Genomic DNA, 22,066 nt, shown 5'->3' with positions numbered 1-22,066 from the left:
GGTGTGGGCGGGCTGTGGCTCGGGGAGTGACACGACGGGGGCCGAGGACCTGGACGTCCCGCCCTCGGAATCCCCCCAAGCCCCGGAAGGCGATGCAGGCACGCCGGACTCGGGCACGCCGGATTCAGGGACACCGGGTGACGACGGTGGCACGCCCGACGCGGGCGAGCCGGATTCAGGCACGCCGGATGACGATGGTGGCACGCCGGACGACGGTGGCACGCCGGATGACGGTGGCACGCCGGACGGGGGCCCCGAGGAAGTGCCCCTGCCCACGCCTTCCGCGGCGAACTGGGAGTTCTTCGGCCGCGAGGCGGGCGGCCCCCGCTTCATCCACGGCGTGAGCGCGGACGCTTCCGGCAACATCTGGGTGGCGGGCGGCGAGGAAGGGCTCTTCGTGATGAAGAAGGGTGAGCGCACCTTCCGGCGCTACACGATGGCGGAGGGCCTGCGCCCGTACGGCTACATGCCGGACGGCAGCGCGCCGCCGGGGCCGAAGTACCTCAAGGTCATCTCCGTCGCGGGCGCTTGGAACGACACCGTCTTCGTCGGCTACGAGGGCATGCCAGGCGACGGCGCGCTCCACTGCGAGAACAACTGGGACAGCAACGCGCCGGACCCGGCGCGCTACAAGAGCGGTGACGCCGACCGCGTCTCACTGCGCGCGGACGGCACGCTCGACGTCGTGCACTACGACATCTTCTCGGGACCGGACGTCGTCGACGCCGAGCTCCGGGGCCGCGAGAAGCTCTGCAACATCTGGCGCATCGCCTATGACGCGACGACAAACAGCGTCTGGTTTGGCGCCAACCACGGCCTCGCCCGCGGCGATGCGGACTACCGGGGCGACCCGACGTGCAACGGGCAGTTCCACTGCTGGGGCGTCGAGGAGCACTCGCACCCGGGCGTCAACGCGTACATCTACACGGACCCCACGGCGGACCGGGCCCAGTACGGAGAGGACCGGAGCCAGTGGCGGGTCCAGCCCGCGCTGCTCACGGACGCGTACTGGGGCCTGGGCGTGCGTCCGGACGGAGACGTCTGGGTCGGCGGCGCCAACCGGACGACGCGCTACTTCTACGGCACCGTCGGGAACGACTTCTGGGAGGGCCAGACGCGCACGGAGTCCCGGGCCTACGCGTGGAACCGCATCGACATCTGGAAGGACGCGGTGGGCGAGGAGCGCTACTCCCGTCCGGAGCAGCGCACGGATGACCTGGTCTCCGGCATCGCCGTCGTGGGCACCTCCGCCTGGGTGGGCTCCTTCGGCCACGGCATCGCGGAGCTGAACGACAGCGGCCAGGTGGTGCGCACGCTGAAGAACGAGCTGGCCGCGCCGCACGTGGCCAGCGTGGCGGCGGACCCGGCCAACGGCAGCGTCTGGGCTGGCCATAGCTGGGGCGGCGGCCTCTCCCGGGTCCGGGGCGGCTCCGTCTCCCACTACGGCCTCTCCGTGCTCGGACCTGAGCTGTCCAGCATGCGCGTACCGGACATCCAGGTGGACCGCTCCGGCCCGCGGCGCCGGATGCTGGTGGCCTTCCAGGGTGCCACGCTGAGCGACGGCACCGTGATGCCGGGCACCATCGGCATCTACTCCGGGGACTGAGCGGCCCGTCGGACGGAACGTGGGTCGCGGCCGGGCTTCTTCACGGGAGCCCGGCCGTCGCCTGTTCGCGCTTCGTGGCTACTTGTACCAGGGGTACGTCAGGTTGGCGGGGAGCAGGAAGCCCCACCCCGCGTCGATGACGATGGGGCCCTCGCCGGGCCTGCCATACACCTGCACCGGTACCTGGGTGACACCTTCCTTGTATGGGTACTGCAGCGGTTTGTCCCCCTGGCGGAAGTGCACGTCCCGGAGCACCACGCGCAGTCGCTCCGGGCTGTACAGGGTGGCGACGAACAGGAAGTGCTCGTCGTCTCCCGGCACTCGCTTGCGCTCCACCGTCATCAGCAACGACGTCCGTTCATCGGACTCCACGCTTCTCACCAACCTCCGCGTGTAGCGGGGCGCCAGCCAGAAGGCGGCCAGACCGATGACAATCAAGAGACTCCCCCAGATGGGGAGCTGGGCGCTGAACGGCCATCTGTACCTTCCGGAATCGAGCGCCCGCTGGAACGATGACGCGCCGTAAAGCACCGCCAGCGCCCCCAACGCCACACCCACGCCGGCCCAGCGGAAGGAGCCCGCGAGGCGCTGTCGCAGCGCATCAATCAACTCGTCACGGCTCCCCTGCACAGGCTTCACCTCGGGACGCGCATCCGGAACCACGGAGGACCTCCTGGTTCACTGCCCCGCGTCCTAAATCGCCCCGCCGCGCGGCGATAGCCTCCGTCGACCGCGCGCCGCTCCTGCCAAGCGTGCAGTTCCGCCCTCCGCGGGCCAGCGGCCTTCACGAGCCGCCGTGTGGCGACGCCGGGCTGCCCCGCCTTCGATGCGCCACGGGAGCCCGCCCCGCCCGCCTCCGGTCGGCCCCCGCATGGCCGGCTGCTGGGCGGGCATCGTCCTGAGGGACAGGAAGTCACCATGGAGCGCGAAGCCGTCTAGAATCCCCGCCGGCCATGCCCGCTCTGCCCCCCGCACCCATCCCCTCTCACACCGTCGTTGGCGCACGGACCCAAGGGGAACGGCTCTCCGCCCAGCTCTTCCACCTGGTCCTGCTGGACACCGAGCGCGCCGGCACCGTCTTCCCCCTGGCCAATGAAGCCCTCCGCGTGGGCAAGGCCCCGGACAACGACGTCGTCATCGACCACCCCACCGTGAGCCGCAACCACCTGGTGGTGCGCCGCCAGGGGGACCGCTTCCTCGTGCAGGACCTGGGCTCCACCAACGGCACGTTCCTCGACGGTGCCCAGGTGCGCGAGGCCTTCCTCCGCCCCGGCGCCCTGCTGGAGGTCGGCGACGTCCGGCTGCGCTTCAGCCCCCAGGTGTCTCCCGTCCAGGTGGAGCCCATCCTGGAGGACCGGCTGGGCGACCTGGTGGGCCGCAGCCTGCCCATGCGGCAGATCTTCGCGCTGCTCCAGCGAATCGCCCCCACCGACTCCACCGTGCTGCTCGTGGGTGAGACGGGCTCCGGCAAGGGCGCCGCCGCCAAGGCCACCCACAAGCTCAGCCCCCGCGCGGGCGGGCCGCTCGTCGTCTTCGACTGCGCCAGCGTGTCCGACTCCCTCATCGAGAGCGAGCTGTTCGGCCACGAGAAGGGGGCCTTCACCGGCGCGGTGAGCCAGCGCGTCGGCTGCCTGGAGCGCGCCAACGGCGGCACCCTCTTCCTGGACGAAATCGACGACCTCGCCCTGGACCTGCAGCCCAAGCTGCTGCGCGCCATCGAGGACCGGGAGTTCCGCCGGCTCGGCGCCTCCGCCCCCATCTCCTTCGACGCGCGCATCATCGTCGCCAGCAAGAAGGACCTGTGGGCGGAGACGCAGGCGGGCCGCTTCCGCGAGGACCTCTACTTCCGCCTCTCCGTCTTCACCGTCAGCCTGCCCTCGCTCAGGGACCGCAAGGAGGACATCCCCCTGCTGGTGGATGCCTTCGCGGGCGAAGGCGTGTGGCCCCGGCTGCCGGAGAAGATTCGCGAGCAGTTCACCGGGCACACCTGGCCGGGCAACGTGCGCGAGCTGCGCAACGCCCTGGAGCGCGCCCGGCACATGGTGGACATTCCGGAGCTGGCCGGGGACACCCTGCTGCGTGAGTTCACCCGCGAGCCCCCCGCCGCCGCCGGAGACTCCCTGCCCGTGGAGTTCACCGGCCCCTTCAAGGTCTGCAAGGACGAGCTCATCCGCGCCTTCGAGCGCGAGTACCTCACCCGGCTCCTGGGCCGCGCCAAGGGCAACATCGCCCGCGCCGCCCGCGAGGCCGAGCTGGACCGGAAGCACCTGTACTCGCTGCTCCACAAGTACGGACTCGTTCAGAGCGAGACGGACTGAGGCGCCCACAACGTCCGGGCGCGTCGGACTGGCCAACAGCGGACGGAGTGTAGAAGCGGCTCGTGACAGCCCTGCGGGCCGTGGCATGTTCGCGGCGCACTGGGAGTCAAGCCTCCCCCCTCTAGGAGACGTCAAAGAATGAAGCGTCCGTCCCCCTGGCTCGCCATGCTGTTCGCCGGTTTCATGTCCATGCACGCCACCGGCTGCTTCGGCCAGTTCCAGCTCACGCAGAAGATCTGGAACTTCAACAAGAACATCTCCGGCAACAAGTTCGTGCAGTGGCTGATGTTCCTCGTGCTCACCATCATCCCCGTCTACGGGCTGGGCGCGTTCATCGACGCCATCGTCATCAACAGCATCGAGTTCTGGACGGGCAGCAACCCCGTCGCCAGCGTCGACGGCGCGCCGGAGACCACCCGCATCGTCAAGCTGAGCCCCACCGACACGCTGCGCCTGTCGCGTGACGTGGAGACGGGCGTCATGCGCATGGCGCTGGAGCGCGAGGGCCAGGAGACGATGGTCCGCTACTTCGAGCCGCTCGAGGACGGCATGGTGGTCCGCGACGACGCCGGCGCCATGCTCATCCAGGCCCAGGAGGCGACGGACGGCGCGGTGGCCGTGACGGACGCCGCCGGCACCACGCTGACGGTCCACGCCCGTGACGCGCTGGCCGTGGCCCGCCGCGTGTACGAAGAGGGTGGCGCGCAGGCGCTCGCGCAGCACGCCGTGTCCCAGGCCTCCGTGTCCCAGGGCCTGGCCAGCAACACCTGCGTGGCCCAGTAGTCACCACGCCCAAGGCTCGCTGTTCGGAAATGTCGGGACATTCGCGGCATCAAAACCCCCGACATTCCCGAACAGCAGCCTGCCCGACGTGCTCCGGCCCCTCCCTTATTCGGGAGGCGTGCCCGCGTCGGGAGGCGGAACGCCGCCGTCGAGCAACTGGCCCGGCTCCGGGCCGAAGCTCGCGTCCTGCGCGACCACGGAGAAGGTGCCTTCCAGGTTGCGGCCAGCGCCAAAGCCATCACCCCGGATGAAGGACATGGAGAAGTCTCCGCGCGTGGGTTCGCCCGGGTTGCCTCCAGACTCCAGTTGCAAGTCACCCTTGTTCACCGGCCCGAAGACGCGCGCGGGCTCGCCCGCGTTGAGGTGCACCACGGTGGCCCGAGCCTGCCCCGAGGGCGTGGTGCCCGCGAGGTCCACCTTCGTCCCGGGACGCAGGTCCAGCCCCTCGGTGGACACCGTGAGGCGGACGACCAGGTCCACGTCCAGGTCGTTGTTCCGGTAGTAGCTGACCTGGAACGCCTCCGCGTTGCGCAGCACCTCCACGCGGGACACCTCCAGCGGGAAGAGCTCAGACACGCTGCCGGCCAGCGAGTTGTCCGCGAGGCCGCACGCGGCCAGCCCCGCCCCGGCCATCAGGGCGGACAACCCCACGGCGGCCAGCGCGCGGGCCGCGCGCGTCATCGCTCCACCGCGAGCTTCAGCACGCCCTTGTCCTGCGCCACCACCGGCGCCCGGTACAGGACGACGCGCTTGCCGTTGGACAGGTACGCCAGCTTCGGCGACCAGCCACCGCCCGCGTCCACCAGCGTCTCCCGCCAGTTGCCCTGGATGCGCGTGGAGATGACCAGCGCGTCGTCATTGGGGTTGCAGCTGGTGTCATTGCGGCCGGACTCGGCGGCGCAGATGTAGAAGGCGATGGACGGCTCGTGGTGGACCGGGTCGAAGGCGAGCGACGGATACCAGCCGCCCGTGCCGTTGTTGAACACGGGGTCCGGCGAGGACCAGTCTCCGGTGGCCGTGCAGGCCGTCCCCGTGGTGTCGGCGCAATCCGTGTACGTGAGCTTGTCGCCGTTCTTTTCCAACACGGCGATGCCGAATCCCGCCTCCGCGTCGTAGGCCAGCGAGGCGCCAAGCTGCGTGTTGCTCACCGCCTGCACACGCACCGGCGCCGTCCACGTCAGCCCGTCCGGGTTGCGGCGCTGGAAGTGCACGTCCGTGCCGGTGGCCTGCGCGCCTTCGGGCGCCTTGTCGTGCACCACGGCCGGTTGCGAGCCCGCCATCACCAGGGAGATGTGGGCTCCGTAGCCATGCTTGTTCTCACCCGAGGACATCGCCACCCGGCGCTGCCAGTTGGTGGGGCCGCCGCTGGCAATCTCCAGGTCGCTGCTCTCCCAGTCCTGACGTCCGAAGTTGCCGCTGTGTCCGTCGCGGTATGCGACGATGGCCTCGCTCCCGTTGAAGACGATGGCGGGATTGAGCCCGACGAGGAAGCCCACGTCCGTCACGGGATTGACGGGCTGTGCCTCGTCGGAGCGCCGCACGACGACGCGCTCCGTCCAGGCGCCAGAGGCACTGCGATAGGACACCGCCAGGTCGCTCTGGAACCAGAACGACGAGGGCTCTTCGCGGTCGCCGCCCAGGTACGTCACCACCGGCTGGCCGTCCGGTCCGAAGGCCACGGACACGCCGTACACGCGCTGCGTGGTGGAGATGCGCTCCGCCGCGCCGAGCTGCCCGCCGTTGAACTCGCGGTACATCAGGTCCGAGTTCTCCACGTTCTCCGTCGTCGTCCCCGTGCGGACGAAGTACGCCATGCCGATGCGGTCCTGAGGGCCCACTGCCATGGCGATGGTGGAGATGGGGTCGAACTGGCCTTCGTCGGAATCCACCACGAACTTCGCGAAAGACGAGGTGTCGGTCGGACCGCCGTCGGGATTGCCGCCCGCGTCAGGGAGCAGCGGGTTGCCGTCCTTGTCACATCCCAATGCGAGCACCAGGCCCAGCGCCCAGGCATGCCGTTTCATGTGCCACTCCTCGTGTGTTGTCGGCCCTGCACGTCGTGGTGGCATCCTACGCCAGCGCCGCGCGGCGGGGAGCGACCGAGCATGTCTTATGAATCCAGCGCGAAGCGCGCGCGTGCGCTAGGCTCGCGCGCCGTATGACACGTGCGCATTCCAACCGGGGGCGCCTGTCCCGGCGCTCCCTCATCCAGCGGCTGACCTTCCTGGGCGGAGGCGTGGTGCTGCTCGGCCCGGCCTGCAAGCGCTCCTCCGAGTCGAAAGACAAAGCGCCCCCCACGGACCCCGGTCCGCTGGCGGCGAAGCAGGACGGCCAGGGCCCGCGCACCTTCTCCTCCTTCGAGTACGCCGTAGTGGCCGCCGCCACCGAGCGCGTCCTCCCGAGAGATGAAGACCCGGGCGCCCTCGACGCGAACGTCCCCGTCTACATCGACCGCATCCTCCAGACACCCGAGCTGGAACCCGTGCGCGAGGACTTCCTCTCCGGCGTGGCGGCCCTGGAGCGCCGCGCCCAGCGCATGCACAAGAAGGGCTTCGCCGCCCTGACGGCCGAGCAGCAGGACGAGCTGCTCACCCTCTTCAAGGACAGCCCGCCCCGCAGCGGCGAGGCGCACTTCTTCGAGCTGCTGACGGTGATGACGCTAGAGGGCTTCCTCGGGGACCCGTCCTACGGCGGCAACCAGGGCAAGGTGGGCTGGCGGCTCATGGGCTTCGACACCGTGGGAACCCTCGCCTCCGCGCCGCCGGAAGGCCACGACGGGCCCAAGTGCCTGCGGGAATGCGGGGTCCACCGGTGAGCCTGCCCGAAGTGGACATCTGCATCATCGGCAGCGGCGCGGGCGGGGCGCCCATGGCGCTGGAGCTGGGCCGCGCGGGCTTCAAGGTCGTGCTGCTGGAGAAGGGCCCGCACTACCAGCCCAAGGACTTCATCCACGACGAAATCCTGAACAGCCGCCGGAACTTCTTCATGCCGGTGCCGTGGGAGGAGCCGCACCTGGTGCGCCAGGGCGCGAAGGGCCGCTATGAGAAGACGAGCGCGGCGTGGACGGCCAACTGCGTGGGCGGAGGCACCGTCCACATGAGCGGCTTCTTCTACCGGCTCAAGCCGGTGGACTTCCGCCTGCGCTCCACGCTGGGCGCCGTGCCCGGCAGCACCGTGGCGGACTGGCCCATCTCCTACGAGGAGCTGGCCCCCTTCTACGACAAGGCCGAGGCGGAGCTGGGCGTGTCCGGCGAGTCCGTCCCCCACCCCTTCGCCGAGCCGCGCAAGGGCCCCTACCCGCTGCCGCCGCTGGACGTGCACCCGGTGGCGAAGGAAATCGACAAGGCGTGCGGCGCCATGGGCTGGCATTCCCTGCCCACCGCGCGCGGCATCCTCAGCAAGCCCTACCGGGGCCGGGCGCCGTGCTCGTACTGCGCGCTGTGCGGCAGCTACGGCTGTGAAACCGGCGCGAAGAGCGGCACCCACGCCAGCCTCATCCCCGCCGCGGTGGCCACCGGCAACGTGGACCTGCGCCCCAGCTGCATGGCGCGCACGGTGGAGGTGGACAAGCAGGGCCGCGCGCGGAGCGTCGTCTACATTGACGCGGACGGCGTGACGCGCGAGCAGCCCGCGAAAATCATCGTCGTGTCCTGCACCGCCGTGGAGAGCGCGCGCCTGCTGCTCAACTCCACCTCCAGCCGCTTCCCGAAAGGCCTGGCGAACGGCAACGGGCTGGTGGGGCGCAACCTCACCTTCAGCTCGTTTGGTGAGTCCCACGCCACCTTCCGCCTGTCGAAGCAGTCCGCGGCGCGGCCGTGGCTGAAGGACCCGTCTCCCTTCGTGAACCGCAGCCTCCAGGACTTCTACCTGCTGCCCGACGCCCGCTTCGGCTTCCGCAAGGGCGGCACGCTGGGCTTCATGTGGGCGCACCCCAACCCCATCCACGCCGCCGTGGGGCTGGCGGGCAAGGGCGAGAAGGCCCTCTTCGGCAAGGCATTGAAGGACAAGATGCGGGAGTACCGCGACTCACGCATCCTCCAGTTCGAGGTCTACGCCGAGTTCCTCCCCACCGCCGGCACCTACGTCAGCGTGGAGGACGGCGTGAAGGACCGCTACGGAATCCCCGTGGCGGCCATCACCGTGGACCGGCACCCCATGGACCTGGCGGCCACGCGCTTCCTGGTGGAGCGCGGCGAGGAGGTCCTCCTGCGCCTGGACCCGGATGACGTCCGGCGCGGCACCACCAGCGGGGAGACGTCCATCCTCCAGCACGGCACCTGCCGCTTCGGCGACGACGCGGCGACGTCCGTGCTGGACCGCGACTGCCGCGCCCACGAGGTGCCCAACCTCTACGTGGTGGACGGCAGCTTCATGCCCACCGGCGGCAGCGTGCCGTCCACGCTCACCATCAGCGCCAACAGCTTCCGCGTGGCGGACCATCTGGTGCGCAAGCTCAAGGGCTGACGCTAGCGATTGCGCAGCGGCGTCACGTCCACCTTGATGATGTAGCGCGCCTGCATGTCGGACTCGAACTCGATGAGGTGGTCGCCCACGCCCGTGAGCTCCGCCTCCTCGGTGAAGGCGCCCTGCCGCTCCATCACGTCCAGCACCGCGCGGCCCTCCGTGGCCCGGCGGATGCGCGCCCGGCAGCCCTCTTCATGGAAGAGCATCACGGTTTCGCTTCCCGCCGCGGTGACGTCCTCCAGGAAGAGGCTCACCTTCACGGCGGAGGCTTCCTTCAACTGGACGATGACCTGCTGCCGGCCAGGGAAGCGGCCTTCCGAATAACTTTCCGAGCCGAGAATACAGCCCGCCACGCGGTCGCACACGGGCCAGGCCGCGCCGCAGGTGTCCTTCACACGCGCGCCAATGAAGTCTTCGCGCGTGCCGTCGCAGGCGCCCCAAAGCGACGCGAAAAGCAGCACCGCTGCTGCCTGGGCCTTGCGGCCAAACACTGTTACAACCGGCGTCATCTTCAGACCCTCATGCGAGGCGTGTATGTCCATGCGACTGCGTACCCGTTGGCTCCCCATCATCTTCTTCGCCCTGGCTGGCTGTGGGAACGAAACGGAGCTTCCCCAGGCGCCCACTCTCTTCATCGACCGCCCGGCGCTGACGTTCAACCGCGAGTTCGAGCACGGCACCTACGTCGGGCAGACGACCTTCAACTCGCTCGCCATCCAGAACCGCGGCCTGGACCCGCTGGACATCACCGCCATCACCCTGTCGGCGCCAGGCGTCTTCACCCTCCAGCTCCCCGAGGGCTTCTCCCCGGGCACGCCGTTGCGGCTGGAGACGTATGAGCGCGCCTTCCTGACGGTGGCCTTCCGGCCCACCGATGACACGGAATACGACGGCACGATTACCATCGAATCCAACGCCCCCCAGCAGGTCATCACCCTCAACGGGCTGGGCGTCGCGCCCTGAAGTCCTCGCGGACCACCGCGTGACGGGCGGGAGCCAGCGCTCCCGCCCCGCCGCCGCCAGGCTCATGGCTGGTAGGTGAAGTTGCAACCTTCGGCGTAGTTCTGGATGACGCCGCCATCCGCGTCCGGCGTCGTCCCACCGTCGGTGACGACCGGGCACGACACCGTCGACCCGCCATCCACCGGGTAGCTCTGGGGGTAGTCCCCATAACCGGTGCGCAGCGTGTAGTTCACCCGCTCGTAGTCCAGCCGCTCCGACGCCGTCACGTCCACGCGCAGGGTGCCGCCGCGGATGAAGCGCCGCTCCAGGCAGCCGCAGGCATAGGGCGCCAGGGTGACGACGGTGGAGTTGGGACGGTCCTCCAACTGGTAGAGCGGCTGCAGGCTGCTGGTGCCCGCGTTGGACGGCGTGTGCCAGGCCCGCAGCGCATCCGAGCGGTAGCCCAGCGTCAGCGGCCCGCGGTTGCCCGTGCGCACGGGCGTGCAGGTGCCGACACCGGCGTCCGTCGCATCCCCGTCGCAGAAGGTCAGGTCCAGCGCCAGGCCGTGCGGCGTACCACCGTCAGCCAGCTTCGCCACCTCCCACTGGAGCAGCCACGTCCGGTCCTCCGGCGGCGGCACCGAGGGCAAGTCAAACACGTACGAGTCCATGTCGGAGGGCACGGCGTCGTAGTCCAGCGGGCCGCGCACCCCCAGCCCATTGACGCGGTCCGTGCCGCTGCGCAGCCGGCCGTGGCCATGCGACAGCTGGCCCGTGACGGAGAACTCCGCCGTGTCGGGCGGCGACGGGAAGGCCGTGGTGGACGCGAGCGTCCGCGCCACCGGCGCCTCCGCGCCGTCGACGTAGCGAGACAGCTCGTCCGCGTCCTCCGCGTCCCAGCTCACCTCCAGGCGGTAGTCCTTGTCGTCGACCCACGAGCCGTTGTCCTGCACCAGGAACAAGTACGTCACCGCGCCGGCATGCGCCGGGACCGGGACGACCCCCCGGAAGTTGCGCAGCCCGGTGAAGCGCGAGTTGCCCACCGCCTCCTCACGCGACGAGTGCACGCACATGGGCGCGGGCAAGTCCGTGCGGCGGCAGAAGCCATCCACCAAGGCCCGGGCGTCGGGGTTCTCCGAGAAGTCACGCGGGCAGACGGCCGCGTTGGTGGCGCAGTTCTCCCGCCACTCGCTCAGGTTGGCTCCGACGGAGCTCAGGGTGAACACATGCAGCACGCGCGAGGCCGTCACCGGCAACGCGGGGAAGCGGCCCCCCGTCTCCAGCGGCACCAGCCGGTAGCGCAGCAGCGTGGGGGCGCTGAAGGCCGGCAGGCGGATGGAGTACCAGTCCCGGTCGGAGACGTAGCCCAGGCGGCCGGTGAAGGAGGCCGTCGCACCGGCGCCGCCGGGCGTGGCGCTGTCGAAGTTCCGCGCGGTGGCCTCCTGCACCCGGTCATTGCCCATCCGGTCATCGACCGTCACGACGCGGTCCGGCGCGTCCTCCTCCTCCAGCACGCGCACCTCCACCTCATAGGGCTGCGAGAGGTCCCCCTGGGCCGTGTCCCGGTCATTGGTGCCGCGGTAGCCCTTCACCACCAGCGTCCACCGCCCCGCGTGCCCCACCTTGATTTTGCGCGCGGTGGCCAGCTCGCCGCCGCGCACCTGGGGCAGCACCACGCCTTCGTCTTCCTTCTCCATGAAGCGCGGGCGCCACAGCTCGTAGGACAGGCGCCAGTTGGGAACGAAGTCCAGGTTGGGCGCGACGACGCGCACGTAGGCCACCTTCCCCACCTCCAGGTCGAAGGCGTAGTGGTCCACGTCGTTGTCGGTGGCCAGGTAGCCGGTGGAGGCGCCCATCAGCATCTCCCCCGACTGCGTCAGCACCAGCGGGGTGGCCGTCTCCGGCGTGTCGTTGGGCTCCTGCGCGTCCGGGTTCTGGTCGATGCGCACCGTCAACCGGTACTTGCTGCGCGCGTCGTAGTTGGGCCGCGACGGCACGTCCGGCGCGTCCTGCACCAGCACCAGCAGCGTCTGGCTCTCCAGCCCGTCGCGCAGCGGCAGCACGATGTCCACCGGGCGGGGCGCGCCCTGGGCGTGCTTGTCCTCCTTCTTCGCCAGCGCCCCCTCCGTCCCGTCCAGCTGCGGGCCCAGAATGGTGACGGACAGATTCACGGCGGTGCTGGACGCCAGGTACGTCCCGTTGACGTTCAGCAACGTGCGGGCGTTGGTGCCGGGCGGCAGGACGACGCGGTACCAGTCCTGGTCACCGGCGCGAGGCTCGCTGTCCAGCGCCAGGAAGCGCTCCAGCGGCTCGCCCGGCTTGAGCTCGCACTCGGGCCGCGTCAGCGCCTCCTCGCGCGAATTGCACAGGTCCTCCACCACGGGAGTCCCCGCGTCCGGCGTCTCCCCTCCTCCGGACGAACAGGCGGCGAGGACGAGCAACGCGAGCGGCAGCAGACGAACGGAGGTGGGCATGGCGTCGGTTCTCAAGGCGTTGGGGGCACGTCGTCGGGGCGGCCGGGGCAGCCGTCGACGAACTGCTCGGGCTCCACGCGGAGGACGCCGTCGGCGGGCGACTTGATGCCGCCCACCGGGTAGCGCACGTCATTCACGCGGAAGGTGCGGACAAGCGTCCGGGCGGTGGGGTCGTCTCCGGGCACCATGGCCACGGACATCGCGATGTCGTTGAAGCCCGCCCCGCGCAGCACCACGCCCGCGTCGTCCGTGGACGCCATCGTCGGGGCCAGCAGGACGTTCTCCACGCGGAAGCGGTAGCACTGGCGGCCCAGGGTGTCCGGCGGGCCGTCCGCCTCGAAGGCGTAGCGGTAGCCATTCACCGACAGGTCCGCGCTGTCTACCACCAGCGGCCGGGTGTGCATCCGCAGCTCCATCCGGTTCGTCAGCCCGTCGTTGTCCGGGTCTTCGTCCAAGTCGTTGCTGGCGCCCTGCGTGCCGCCCAGCCACTCCATGCCGTCCGGCACGCCGTCCCGGTCACTGTCCGCCAGCGTCGCGTTGGTGCCCACGAACTGCTCGTCGCAGTCCAGCAGGCCGTCGCAGTCCGAGTCCACCCCGCGCAGCGCCGGCGGGCACCCGCGGTCCAGTCCGCCGCCGTCCGGCAGGGCCTCCTGCGTGGGGTCGAAGTCCACGCCGCGCTCGCGGAAGTACACCTCCACACCGTCGCTGAAGCCGTCCCCGTCCGTGTCCACCTGGTGCGGGTCCGTGCCCAGCTCCAGCTCACGCGCGTCCGTCAGGCCGTCACCGTCCGAGTCCGCCTCGCCCACCGGGCTGCCGGGCGGCGCGGAGAAGTTGAAGGCCACCAGCTCCTTCATGATGAAGGCGCGGCGGACCTGGCCGAAGGTGAAGTCCAGGAAGTTGATGGGCTCGTTGTTGCGGAAGTCGCGGAAGTTGCCGCTGCCCAGCGAAGCCATCTGCTCCAGCCGGTCCGCGTTCTGGTTGATGATGAGCAGCGGGCAGCCCCCGTCACCGGACAAATCACACACCGAGGACACCGGCTGCGTGGGGTTGAAGACGTGCACGGTGTTGACGCGCACGTCCTCCACCAAGTCCCGCAGCTGGCGGATGCGCACCACCGCGTCGCCCCGGAGCAGCTCGTCGTCCTGGTCGTTGGTGGGCTTGCCGTCCGACAGGAAGATGACGGAGTAGCGCGCCTGCGCCAGCGCCTGTGAACCGCCCGGCTCCAGCCGGCTGCGCGCGATGTCCGTGTTGATGAGCGAGTAGATGTCCGACAGCGGCTTGACGAAGTCCGTCGAGTCCCGGTTCGGCGAGGTGTCGGGGTTGCGGAAGGTGAGCAGCTGCTCGGACAGGCGCCGCAGCGTGGCGTCATCCATGGAGGACACCTGGACGAAGCCGTCCTCGGGCGGGTTGCCCGGCTGCTGCGTGAGGAAGGCCGTGGTGCTGCCCGCGAAGAGCATCACCGCCAGGTGGACCTCGGGGTCCCTGGGCAGGTTCTGGATGAGCTCCACCAGCGCGGTGGCGCGCGCGCCGTCCGGGTCGCTCACCCGCATGGACTGAGAGGCGTCCATGGCGACCACCAGCTTGATGGGCCGCACCACCTCGTTGCTGCCCACGGTGCAGAAGCGCCCCTCCAACGTCACCGCCCGGTCCTCCGGCACTTCCGTGTCACGGCGCGGGTCGTACAGATAGGAATCCGTACACGCCATCACCAGCGCCACGGACACCAGGACGCCCGCCAGGACTCGTGCGGCGCGGCTCACGGGTTGACGCTCCCCGAGGGCGGGATTCCGACGCAGTCGTTCTGGTTGTTCCACGGGTTGCTCAAGGTGTCGGGCCGGCGGAAGTCAGCATCATCGAAGGTCAGCTCGGGCCCCAGCGGGACGCGCACGCTGGGCGGCGCGTACTGCGCCCAGGCGCAGGCGGTGCGCCACACGCCGTAGTCCGTGCTCACGCCACTCTCCGGCGCCTCGGCGAACCACACCTTGAAGAGGTTGTAGCCCTGCTTCACGCCCGCGCGGTCCGGCGGCGTGACGAGCTGCAGGTTGGACACGGTGAAGTCGTAGCAGAGGCTGCCGTCGGGGCGGACCTCCGCGATGCGCGTCTCGTACTGGTAGCCGAAGCGCTCGTGGAAGGCCTTGTCGCGGCGGGTGGGGTCACTGCCCGCGCGCAGCTCCTGTGCGTCCGGGATGCCGTCCCCGTCCGTGTCCAGGCCCGACACGCTGTTCTCCAGCGGGTCGAGCCCCCAGCGCGCCTCCAGGCCATCCGGCACGCCGTCACCGTCACTGTCCACGATGCCGGCGCGCGTGCGCAGGTAGTCCTCGGCGAACTGGGACAGGCCGTCACCGTCCGTGTCGCGGCAGACGCAGTTGGGCGTCAGCGGCGAGGCCGGGTTGCACCCGCGCGCGTCCAGGTGATTGGCGGCGCGGAAGCCCTGGTCCTCGCGGCGGGACTCGAAGCCGTCATCCAGACAGTCGCCGTCGCTGTCCGCCACGAAGGTGTTGGTCTTCAGCGTGAAGCTGTTGTCGATGGCGTCCGGCACGCCGTCTCCGTCGCTGTCCAGCACGCGGCTGGTGTCACCCGGCGCGGAGCTGAGTGACTCCACCATCAACGTCTTCATCACGTTGCGCGAGGCGAACGACGAGTAGTCCAGCGCGCCCAGCCCCAGGTTGGAGATTTCGCCCGTGTCGTTGAACTCCTGGTACACGCCGTTGCCGATGTCCGCGAAGCGCCGCAGCAGCCACGCGGCGATCTTCTTCGCGGCCTCCGGATATTGCGCCGGCGCCACGCCCGGGTAGACGCCGTAGATGTCCTGGCAGATGGGGCCACACGCCCGCACCGCCTCCTGGTTGAAGAGCAGCACCGTGTGCATGCGCAAGTCGCCCACGTTGTGCTGGTCCTTCAACTCCATCAGCCGCCGCACGTAGCTGAACAGCTGGTAGTTCTGGTTGCGGTCCGTCCCCACCTCGAACCCGTCAATCTGGTCCGTCGTGTTGGTGAGGTTGCAGAAGTCGACCAGCGAGTCCGCCCACGTCAGGTCCGGGTTGTCCGGGTCGGCGTAGACGCTGAGGTTGTCGGTGGCCGAGCAGCGCGGATACGGCGTGCCGTCGGTGAGGAAGACGACGACGTAGCGCGTGCGCGGCAGCAGCTCCGGGTTGGACTGCGCCACCGCGTTGATGTCGCTGGAGATGAGGCTGTAGGCGTAGGACAGGGCGCCCTGGTAGTCGGTGCCCTTGCCCAGCTGGCTCTGCAGGCCCTCGATGTAGCTGTCGATGTTGTTGTCCGGCCGGGCGAAGCGGTCCCCCGTCGTGGCGGGCGGCCAGACGTTGCGCACGTTGGTTTCGAAGGGGGCCACGGACACCTGCACGTTGCCACCCTGCGCATTCACTTCCCGGAACTGCTGCACCAGCCGCTTGAGGGCGCGCACGCGCGCGGGCTCGGTGACGCCCTCCGGGATGATGTCCAGAATCTCCCGGCGCTGGCAGAAGCCGCTGTCGAGCTGCGCGCCCGGCGGGTCGGAGACGCACATGCTGCCCGACTCGTCGATGACCACCACCACCTTCACCGGGAAGCCGGAGGGGCTGGGCGGGCGCGTGCACACCCGCCCCTGGAGCGTCAGCCGGTCATCGAGGTTGGAGAGCGCATCCACCCTCGATTCGAGCATGGCGTCCGAACAGGACCACAGGCCCGAAGCCAGGAGGCCCGCCGCGAGCAGCGAGGTACGAACGAAGCGGCGCATGCGGAAGGGACCTCCTGGTGGGGGAACGGCGAGGTTACTGCTGGGGACGGCGGCGGCGCATCAGCACGCTGAGCAGCGCGGCGCCCAGGGCGGTGGCGCTGAAGCCCACGGGCACCGAGCTGCAGCTGTTGCCCTCCTCCGAGTCATCCCCCACGAGCACCGTGAGGGTGGAGGTGGACACGCGCTGGTCGGGGAACACGCGGTCGGAGAAGGCCAGGCGCGCGGTCAGCTGGAGCTGGTACTCGCCCTTCTTGTCCGGGACGAAGGTGGGCACGCTGCCGTCGACGTACATGTACTGCCAGTCACGGCTGAGCGTCACCGCGCCCTGCGGACGCTCCACCACCGCGGTGGAGCCCGAGGGACGCTTCACCACCGCCCACTCGTACTCCATGGCCGCGCCGTTGCGGTTGGCGAACAGCGGCGGACGGATGGTGATGCCGGCCTCGTCCGTGCGGAACAGGCCACCGGCGCTGACGGTGAACGGCGACTTCGGGTCCAGGCAGTCGTCGGGGCGCTCGGGGTTCGTCACCAGGCAGTAGCGCGTGTCGCACGCGTCGCCCATGCCGTCCCGGTCATCGTCGCGCTGGTCGCGGTTGTCGACGGCGGGGCAGTTGTCCTGCGTGTTGAGCACGCTGTCGCCGTCGATGTCGGGGTCGCACGCGTCGCCCACGCCGTCACCGTCCGTGTCGCGCTGGTCGGGGTTGGGCACGCCGGGGCAGTTGTCGCTGCTGTCGGAGATGTTGTCGCCGTCCGCGTCCACGCGGCACTCGGTGACGTCCTCCGGCATCGCCTGGTCCGGGTTGTAGCCGCGGGGGCAGTTGTCCTCGCCGTCCGGCACGCCGTCGCCGTCGTCGTCCAGGTCGCAGACGTCGCCCAGGCCGTCACGGTCCAGGTCCTCCTGGCCCGGGTTGGGAACCAGCGGGCAGTTGTCCTCCGCGTTGACCTTGCCGTCGTTGTCCTGGTCCGGGTCGCAGTCGTCGCCGATGCCGTCGCCGTCCGCGTCGCGCTGCTGGAAGTTGGAGAGCGTGGAGCAGTTGTCGCAGGAGTTGCCCACGTCGTCGCCGTCGTCGTCCGCCTGGTCGCGGTTGGAGACGAAGGGACAGTTGTCGCGGTCATCCGCGCGGCCGTCGCCGTCCGCGTCGTCCGTGTACGACAGCGTGTCGCCGTCGTCCGTGTAGTTCACCCACACGCTGCCGCCCGCGCCGCAGCCACAGCCACCGCCGACCTCCAGCGGCATGCCGCACCGGTCCCCCAGGCACTCCGGGTTGTCGGGATTGTTGTTGTTCTGTGCCAGCGCCCCCGTGGGGCCGAGGACGAGGAAAGCCCCCAGCGTGAGGGCTGAAGCGAAACGAGCGCGTGTCATGGTGACTCCTTTCAACACCGGACGCCTAGCAAGGAACGATCCGTACCAGACACTTGGGAGAAACCCTGGAATGTCAGCGAGTTGGACACGAGGAGGAGCACGTCAAGCTGAGGATGTGGGGGGGACTCCCCAGTGAAGGCGAGGGGTACACCCCACACCCTCGCAGGGCGTCAGGTCCCCGGGATGAAGGTGTCGGGCTCCAGGGGAATGATGCCGGCCGGCAGGCGGCCCCCCTCTTCGCTGTATTGGATTTCCTGGATGAGCAGCGAGCCGATGCCCGCGCCTCGTGGATCATTGTCCCGGCCGGCCTGGAGGTACAGGTACACCTCGTTGGTGCCCGCCTTGATGACTTCACCCGGGATGAAAGGGTGTGCCCGCTCGCGGGTGGGGACGACGGTGACGTTCTCCACGCGCACCTGGTAGCAGCTGCGGCCATCCGCGGTGGGCGTGGTCTCCACCAGCTCGTAGCCGTAGCCACGCTCGCGGTGGAAGTCGAGGTCGGCGCTGAGCGGGTCCGCGTGCGCCTCCACCTCCGCCACGTTGGTGACGCCGTCGCGGTCCGTGTCGAGCAGGTCCTCGGGGATGAGCGGGTTCGTCATCGCCAGCGCCTCCACCAGGTCCGGGAGCGCGTCCCCATCCGTGTCACCGATGCAGGCGTTGGTGCCCAGCACGCGCTCCTCGCAGGTGTTGAGCCGGTCGCCGTCCTCGTCCAGGGACACGTTGCAGCCGTTGATGATGTCCGGCTGGAGCGGGTCCAGTCCCATGCGGACCTCGACGCCGTCCATCAACCCGTCCTGGTCCGTGTCCTGGCGCAGGGGGTCGGTGCCCATCAGCTCCTCATCCTCGTCGGGCAGGCCGTCTCCGTCGCTGTCGACGAGCACCTGTCCAGCGCGCACCACCACGTTGCGGTTGTAGGCGAAGAAGCGCTTGAGCTTGAGGGTGTTGGTCCGCGCGGCGTACTGGATGTTGGTGAGGGTGCCCGACAGGCCCGCCGCGTCCGTCTCCAGCGGCTCGGTGCCGCCGGCGGCGGCGATGGCGGCCACGTGCTGGCGGGTGATGGGGTCTGGCGTCTCGCCGCGCACGTAGATGGGCTGCACCACCACCTCGCCCGCGCTGAACTGCGAGGCCAGCGCCTTGATTTCGCCGGTGACGGCGGTGAGCTCACACTGGCTGCACGCCGACGTGTTGCCCAGCGCGCTGCAGCGCGAGTCGAGCCCCACGTTGAAGGCCGGGTTGGCGCAGCTGGTGTCCTGGCTGCGGACCACGACGACGATGACGTAGCGCGTGCGAGCGACCTCGCCGCGGCAGGACGTCTGCATGTCGCCCGACAGCAGCGTCTTGGCCAGCCGCAGGGCGGCGCGGACGCTCACGGGGCCGGACTCCTGGTAGGTGGCGTAGCGCGGCAGCGCGGCCTGGAAGTCGGACGCATCCGAGAAGCTGCCCAGCAGGCCGGTGGCCACCGTGTGGTACGCCACCAGGCTGAAGTGGACGAAGGGACCGGAGAAGCGGCTGGAGAGCGTGGACAGCGCATCGGTGGCGTAACCCACCACCTCGCGCTCGACGCCTTCGCCGCCCTGGAGCGCGAAAATCACCTTCGTGGGAAAGGCCTCGCCGCCCGCGAGCGGCACGCAGACCGTCCCAGAGAAGCTGGCGCGGTCCTTTCCGCCGGGTCCCCGGCCATTGAGCGCGTAGAGGCCCGCGTCGGAACACGACAGCAACAGCACGGGAATGAGCCAGACGGACCGCGAGAGGGCGCGCATCAGTCCGATTGTACACCTTAGGCCCCGGTGACAACGCAAGTGCTCGTGACACGAAGCCCGCAGGCACCGCTCAAGTGGCACAGCCCGGGCCGACAATTCGCCCCCCCGTGGAACGGGCGTCGGGCCACCCGGAGGCGCCGTGAAGCCCGGTGTCCTCCGGGTATGGGCAGCCAGGTGACATCCTACAGGGTGAGCAGGAACGCCAGCAGGTCGTCGCGCTCTTCAGACGAGAGTGCCCTGGCGTCGCCATGCTGGGGCCCGGACGTCTCCAGCAGCGCGCGCAGCGCGAAGCGCGTCTCCACCACGAGCCGGTGGTCCTTCACCCCGTAGCCGGCGGTGCCGCTCGTCAGCAGGGGCCACACGTCCCACGCTCCCACCAGGGAGGGCGTCGCCGCGCCGGGCGCCAGGTCCTGCTGCTCCAGCCGCAGCGGCAGCGCCACGGGCGTGCCCACCTCCAGATACCGGCCCCGCGTGGCCAGGTCCTGGTCCAAGGTGTAGAGCGGCGCCGGGTGACACGTCGTACAGGCGCCCTTGCCCTCGAACAGCGCGCGTCCTCGCGCCGGCCGCCCCACCCTGCCGTCCGGCAACTCCACCGCCTCCAGCGGGGCACCGTCCTCGCCGCGATGGGGGTTGGGCGGGGTGACGATGAGCGCGTTGAAGAGGGCCAGCGCCTCCACCTCCGACGGCGACGGGGCCGGGTTGTGGAAGCGGTTGCGCGCGCCCACGAAGCGCACCGTGTCGACGAGGCTGATGTGACTGGCGGGCGTGAAGTACGGCGGCGTGTCGCGGCTGCCTCGCAGCGTCGTGGAGCGGTAGATGCGGTTGGGCTGCGTCTTCTCGTAGAAGATGCCTCCCGTGTGACCCTCGATGTGGCAGCCGTCACAGGTGATGCCCGTGCGTCCCAGGTCCGCGTAGTAGAGGACCTGCCCCAGCCGGCGCTTGGCCTGCGCGCGGGACGTCTCCACCGGAAGCTGACGCACCACCCGCGCCTTGCCCGCCTTCGCCTCGCGCACGTCCACCACCGCCACCGTCCGGGTGAAGCGGTTGAGCACATACAGCGTGCGCGCGTCGGGTGACAGCGCCAGCGCGCTGGGGCCTGAATGGAGCGCCTCGCCCGCCCTGCCCCGGACCCCGAAGTCCTCGGGCGGCCGGATGCGCGGCGTGCCTTCGGGCGGCGCCACCGCCACCTCCTGGAGCACCGCGCGCCGAGCGGGCGCGTCTCCCGACACCAGCGCTCGCGCATCCAGCACCCGCACGAGCCCCAGCCCCACGTCCGCCGCGTAGAGCAGGCCCGCGCCGTCATCCAGCGCCAGCCCCTCCGTGCCTCCCGCGCCGAAGCCCCGGTGCCGCACGTAGCTGCCCCGCGAGGGCTCCACCACCGACACGCCGCTGTTCGCGCTCACCTCCATGCGCTGGGGATTGGGCCCCACGTTCGGCCCCAGGCTCGACATGAAGACGTGCCCCAGACGCTCGCTCGCCACCAGGAAGCGCGGCGCCTTGCCGCCCATCACCTGCTCGCGGAAGCGCTCGGTGTTGCCCCCGACAATGGCCACGCCCGGGCCCGGCGCCACCGTGGAGACGAGCGCCCCATCCTCCTGCCGCAGCAACTCCAGTTGCCCCGTCTGGAGGCTGCCCACCGCCAGCAGGTCCTTCCACCGCGCCAGGGCCCGCGGGTTGGGGTCCACCGGCGCCGACCACCGCACGCGCCCATCCGCCAGCGACAGCGCCCGCACCTGGTCCCGCACGCGCTCGGCCACGAAGGCCACGCCGGCACGGCCATCCACGGCCAGCCCCTCCGCCCCCAGCGGCGCGGGCAGCACCCGAGGCGCGGCCTCCGGCGCGTCCAGCGCGTACAGCCACAGCTCCGGCTGATACCGGTGCGCCACGCCCAGCCAGGGCCGGCCGTCCGCATCCGTCCAGGCCGCCAGCGCGGAGGGACCGTCTCCCGTGGCCAGCCGCGACACGCGCCCGCTGTCGACCTCCAGCGCGAACACCGTGTCGGTGGGCGACGAAGCGATGAAGAGCGTGCGTCCATCCGGCGCGGACACCATCGCCGTCAAGTCAGTGAAGGCCGCGTCATTCACCACCGTGAGCCGCGCCGAACCCTCCGACTCGGTGCCGTCCGGCCCGACGAGCCGCGCCTCCACCACCGCCTGCGGCGCCTCCGCTGGCAGGCTGAGCCTCGCGGGCAGCCGCGCATAGGCGTGCGTGGCATCCACCACCGTCAACGGCAGGCGCAGCGACAACGGAGGCCCCAGCGACAGCGACAGGCCCGACACCAGCCGCTCGCCCTGGATGGAGAGCGGCTGGGAGGTCTCATTGCTCGTGAGCCGAGGCCCCACCGACGACAAGACAGGGCGTTCGGCCTCGGTGACCGAAGCGGGCGCGGCTGCTTCACGGAGCCGATACACCACCACTCCCGCGGCGACCATCGACACGCTCAGCACCGCCAGCACCGCACGCCTGCGACTCCTGCTCATCCGCGCCAGTAACCTCCGCGCGCGAGCATACCCATCAGCCCGGCGAGCTCGAAACGCAGCACCGCACGCCATCTTTCCAGCGTCCCGGAAACATCCCGCCCTACCGTGGTGGACGCGCCCCACATGGGGTGGAGTGCCCT

16 protein-coding genes are annotated in these 22,066 nt (G+C 70.2%); 6 read left to right on the top strand and 10 right to left on the bottom strand.

All coding sequences use genetic code 11. The features are described from left to right. Position 1: 1 nt before the first annotated feature. Positions 2-1,606 (top strand): hypothetical protein, encoded by a 1,605-nt coding sequence (locus HV826_RS23050; RefSeq protein WP_368670973.1) that lies wholly within the window; start codon positions 2-4, stop codon positions 1,604-1,606. 78 nt (positions 1,607-1,684) lie between these two features. Here the strand turns inward: HV826_RS23050 and HV826_RS23045 are convergent, their stop codons facing one another. Then, on the bottom strand, positions 1,685-2,269 hold the full coding sequence (locus tag HV826_RS23045) for a hypothetical protein (protein ID WP_176419163.1): 585 nt from the start codon (positions 2,267-2,269) through the stop codon (positions 1,685-1,687). A 290-nt stretch (positions 2,270-2,559) separates the two neighbouring features. Between HV826_RS23045 and HV826_RS23040 the strand changes: the two genes are divergently transcribed. Both HV826_RS23040 and HV826_RS23035 read left to right on the top strand, forming a co-directional pair. Beyond that, complete coding sequence (locus HV826_RS23040; protein ID WP_176419162.1) at positions 2,560-3,924, top strand: sigma 54-interacting transcriptional regulator; 1,365 nt, start codon at positions 2,560-2,562, stop codon at positions 3,922-3,924. Positions 3,925-4,062: 138 nt separating this feature from the next. Next, positions 4,063-4,707 carry a DUF3332 domain-containing protein gene (locus tag HV826_RS23035; protein ID WP_176419161.1) on the top strand — a complete coding sequence of 215 codons (645 nt, stop codon included), beginning with the start codon at positions 4,063-4,065 and terminating at the stop codon, positions 4,705-4,707. A 105-nt stretch (positions 4,708-4,812) separates the two neighbouring features. On the opposite strand, the gene HV826_RS23030 is transcribed toward HV826_RS23035, so the two are convergent. Together HV826_RS23030 and HV826_RS23025 are read right to left on the bottom strand one after the other, a co-directional pair. Next, positions 4,813-5,388 (bottom strand): hypothetical protein, encoded by a 576-nt coding sequence (locus HV826_RS23030; protein ID WP_176419160.1) that lies wholly within the window; start codon positions 5,386-5,388, stop codon positions 4,813-4,815. Next, positions 5,385-6,731: a hypothetical protein gene (locus HV826_RS23025; protein ID WP_176419159.1), complete on the bottom strand. Its 1,347-nt coding sequence runs from the start codon at positions 6,729-6,731 to the stop codon at positions 5,385-5,387. Before HV826_RS23025 ends, HV826_RS23030 begins: the two co-directional genes overlap by 4 nt. A gap of 134 nt (positions 6,732-6,865) precedes the next feature. On the opposite strand from HV826_RS23025, the gene HV826_RS23020 reads away from it, so the two are divergent. Together HV826_RS23020 and HV826_RS23015 are read left to right on the top strand one after the other, a co-directional pair. Then, positions 6,866-7,522: a gluconate 2-dehydrogenase subunit 3 family protein gene (locus HV826_RS23020; protein ID WP_176419158.1), complete on the top strand. Its 657-nt coding sequence runs from the start codon at positions 6,866-6,868 to the stop codon at positions 7,520-7,522. Beyond that, a complete protein-coding gene (locus HV826_RS23015; protein ID WP_176419168.1) occupies positions 7,519-9,171 on the top strand; it encodes a GMC family oxidoreductase in 1,653 nt (550 codons plus the stop codon). The genes HV826_RS23020 and HV826_RS23015 overlap by 4 nt, the downstream gene beginning before the upstream one ends. Before the next feature lie 2 nt (positions 9,172-9,173). Here HV826_RS23015 and HV826_RS23010 read toward each other — a convergent pair whose 3' ends face one another. Further along, positions 9,174-9,680 carry a hypothetical protein gene (locus HV826_RS23010; RefSeq protein ID WP_255207876.1) on the bottom strand — a complete coding sequence of 169 codons (507 nt, stop codon included), beginning with the start codon at positions 9,678-9,680 and terminating at the stop codon, positions 9,174-9,176. A gap of 31 nt (positions 9,681-9,711) precedes the next feature. Here HV826_RS23010 and HV826_RS23005 point away from each other — a divergent pair, with 31 nt between their 5' ends. Then, a complete protein-coding gene (locus tag HV826_RS23005; protein ID WP_240358091.1) occupies positions 9,712-10,134 on the top strand; it encodes a hypothetical protein in 423 nt (140 codons plus the stop codon). 62 nt (positions 10,135-10,196) lie between these two features. On the opposite strand, the gene HV826_RS23000 is transcribed toward HV826_RS23005, so the two are convergent. From HV826_RS23000 to HV826_RS22975, 6 genes are all read right to left on the bottom strand, one after another. Beyond that, positions 10,197-12,587: a hypothetical protein gene (locus tag HV826_RS23000; RefSeq protein WP_176419156.1), complete on the bottom strand. Its 2,391-nt coding sequence runs from the start codon at positions 12,585-12,587 to the stop codon at positions 10,197-10,199. Between the two features lie 11 nt (positions 12,588-12,598). After that, the gene (locus tag HV826_RS22995; protein ID WP_176419155.1) at positions 12,599-14,347 is read right to left on the bottom strand and encodes a VWA domain-containing protein; all 1,749 of its coding nucleotides are present in this window, start codon (positions 14,345-14,347) and stop codon (positions 12,599-12,601) included. Beyond that, the gene (mtsD, locus tag HV826_RS22990; RefSeq protein ID WP_176419154.1) at positions 14,344-16,323 is read right to left on the bottom strand and encodes a cell-cell cohesion protein MtsD; all 1,980 of its coding nucleotides are present in this window, start codon (positions 16,321-16,323) and stop codon (positions 14,344-14,346) included. The genes HV826_RS22995 and mtsD overlap by 4 nt, the downstream gene beginning before the upstream one ends. A gap of 34 nt (positions 16,324-16,357) precedes the next feature. Then, positions 16,358-17,686, bottom strand: coding sequence for a cell-cell cohesion MYXO-CTERM protein MtsC (mtsC, locus tag HV826_RS22985; protein WP_176419153.1), 1,329 nt, complete (start codon positions 17,684-17,686; stop codon positions 16,358-16,360). A gap of 170 nt (positions 17,687-17,856) precedes the next feature. After that, entirely contained in the window at positions 17,857-19,446 is a 1,590-nt protein-coding gene (locus tag HV826_RS22980) for a thrombospondin type 3 repeat-containing protein (RefSeq protein ID WP_176419152.1), read from the bottom strand. 182 nt (positions 19,447-19,628) lie between these two features. Beyond that, positions 19,629-22,049 (bottom strand): MtsA protein, encoded by a 2,421-nt coding sequence (locus HV826_RS22975; protein WP_176419151.1) that lies wholly within the window; start codon positions 22,047-22,049, stop codon positions 19,629-19,631. Between the last annotated feature and the right edge of the window lie 17 nt (positions 22,050-22,066).

Origin of the sequence: Myxococcus sp. AM010 (assembly GCF_013372585.1) — a bacterium.
GTDB classification, from domain to species: Bacteria; Myxococcota; Myxococcia; order Myxococcales; family Myxococcaceae; genus Myxococcus; species Myxococcus vastator.
The sequence above is the reverse complement of the archived record's forward strand: the minus strand, read 5'-3'. Positions and strand labels throughout refer to the sequence as shown.

What these genes read in the sequence shown, in the direction of transcription:
- HV826_RS23000 (WP_176419156.1), bottom strand. Translation starts at nt 12,587, where the DNA reads ATGCCCACCTCCGTTCGTCTGCTGCCGCTCGCGTTGCTCGTCCTCGCC.
- HV826_RS22980 (WP_176419152.1), bottom strand. Translation starts at nt 19,446, where the DNA reads ATGCGCGCCCTCTCGCGGTCCGTCTGGCTCATTCCCGTGCTGTTGCTG.
- mtsD (WP_176419154.1), bottom strand. Translation starts at nt 16,323, where the DNA reads ATGCGCCGCTTCGTTCGTACCTCGCTGCTCGCGGCGGGCCTCCTGGCT.
- HV826_RS23030 (WP_176419160.1), bottom strand. Translation starts at nt 5,388, where the DNA reads ATGACGCGCGCGGCCCGCGCGCTGGCCGCCGTGGGGTTGTCCGCCCTG.
- HV826_RS23020 (WP_176419158.1), top strand. Translation starts at nt 6,866, where the DNA reads ATGACACGTGCGCATTCCAACCGGGGGCGCCTGTCCCGGCGCTCCCTC.
- HV826_RS23025 (WP_176419159.1), bottom strand. Translation starts at nt 6,731, where the DNA reads ATGAAACGGCATGCCTGGGCGCTGGGCCTGGTGCTCGCATTGGGATGT.
- HV826_RS23040 (WP_176419162.1), top strand. Translation starts at nt 2,560, where the DNA reads ATGCCCGCTCTGCCCCCCGCACCCATCCCCTCTCACACCGTCGTTGGC.
- mtsC (WP_176419153.1), bottom strand. Translation starts at nt 17,686, where the DNA reads ATGACACGCGCTCGTTTCGCTTCAGCCCTCACGCTGGGGGCTTTCCTC.
- HV826_RS23010 (WP_255207876.1), bottom strand. Translation starts at nt 9,680, where the DNA reads ATGACGCCGGTTGTAACAGTGTTTGGCCGCAAGGCCCAGGCAGCAGCG.
- HV826_RS23005 (WP_240358091.1), top strand. Translation starts at nt 9,712, where the DNA reads ATGCGACTGCGTACCCGTTGGCTCCCCATCATCTTCTTCGCCCTGGCT.
- HV826_RS23035 (WP_176419161.1), top strand. Translation starts at nt 4,063, where the DNA reads ATGAAGCGTCCGTCCCCCTGGCTCGCCATGCTGTTCGCCGGTTTCATG.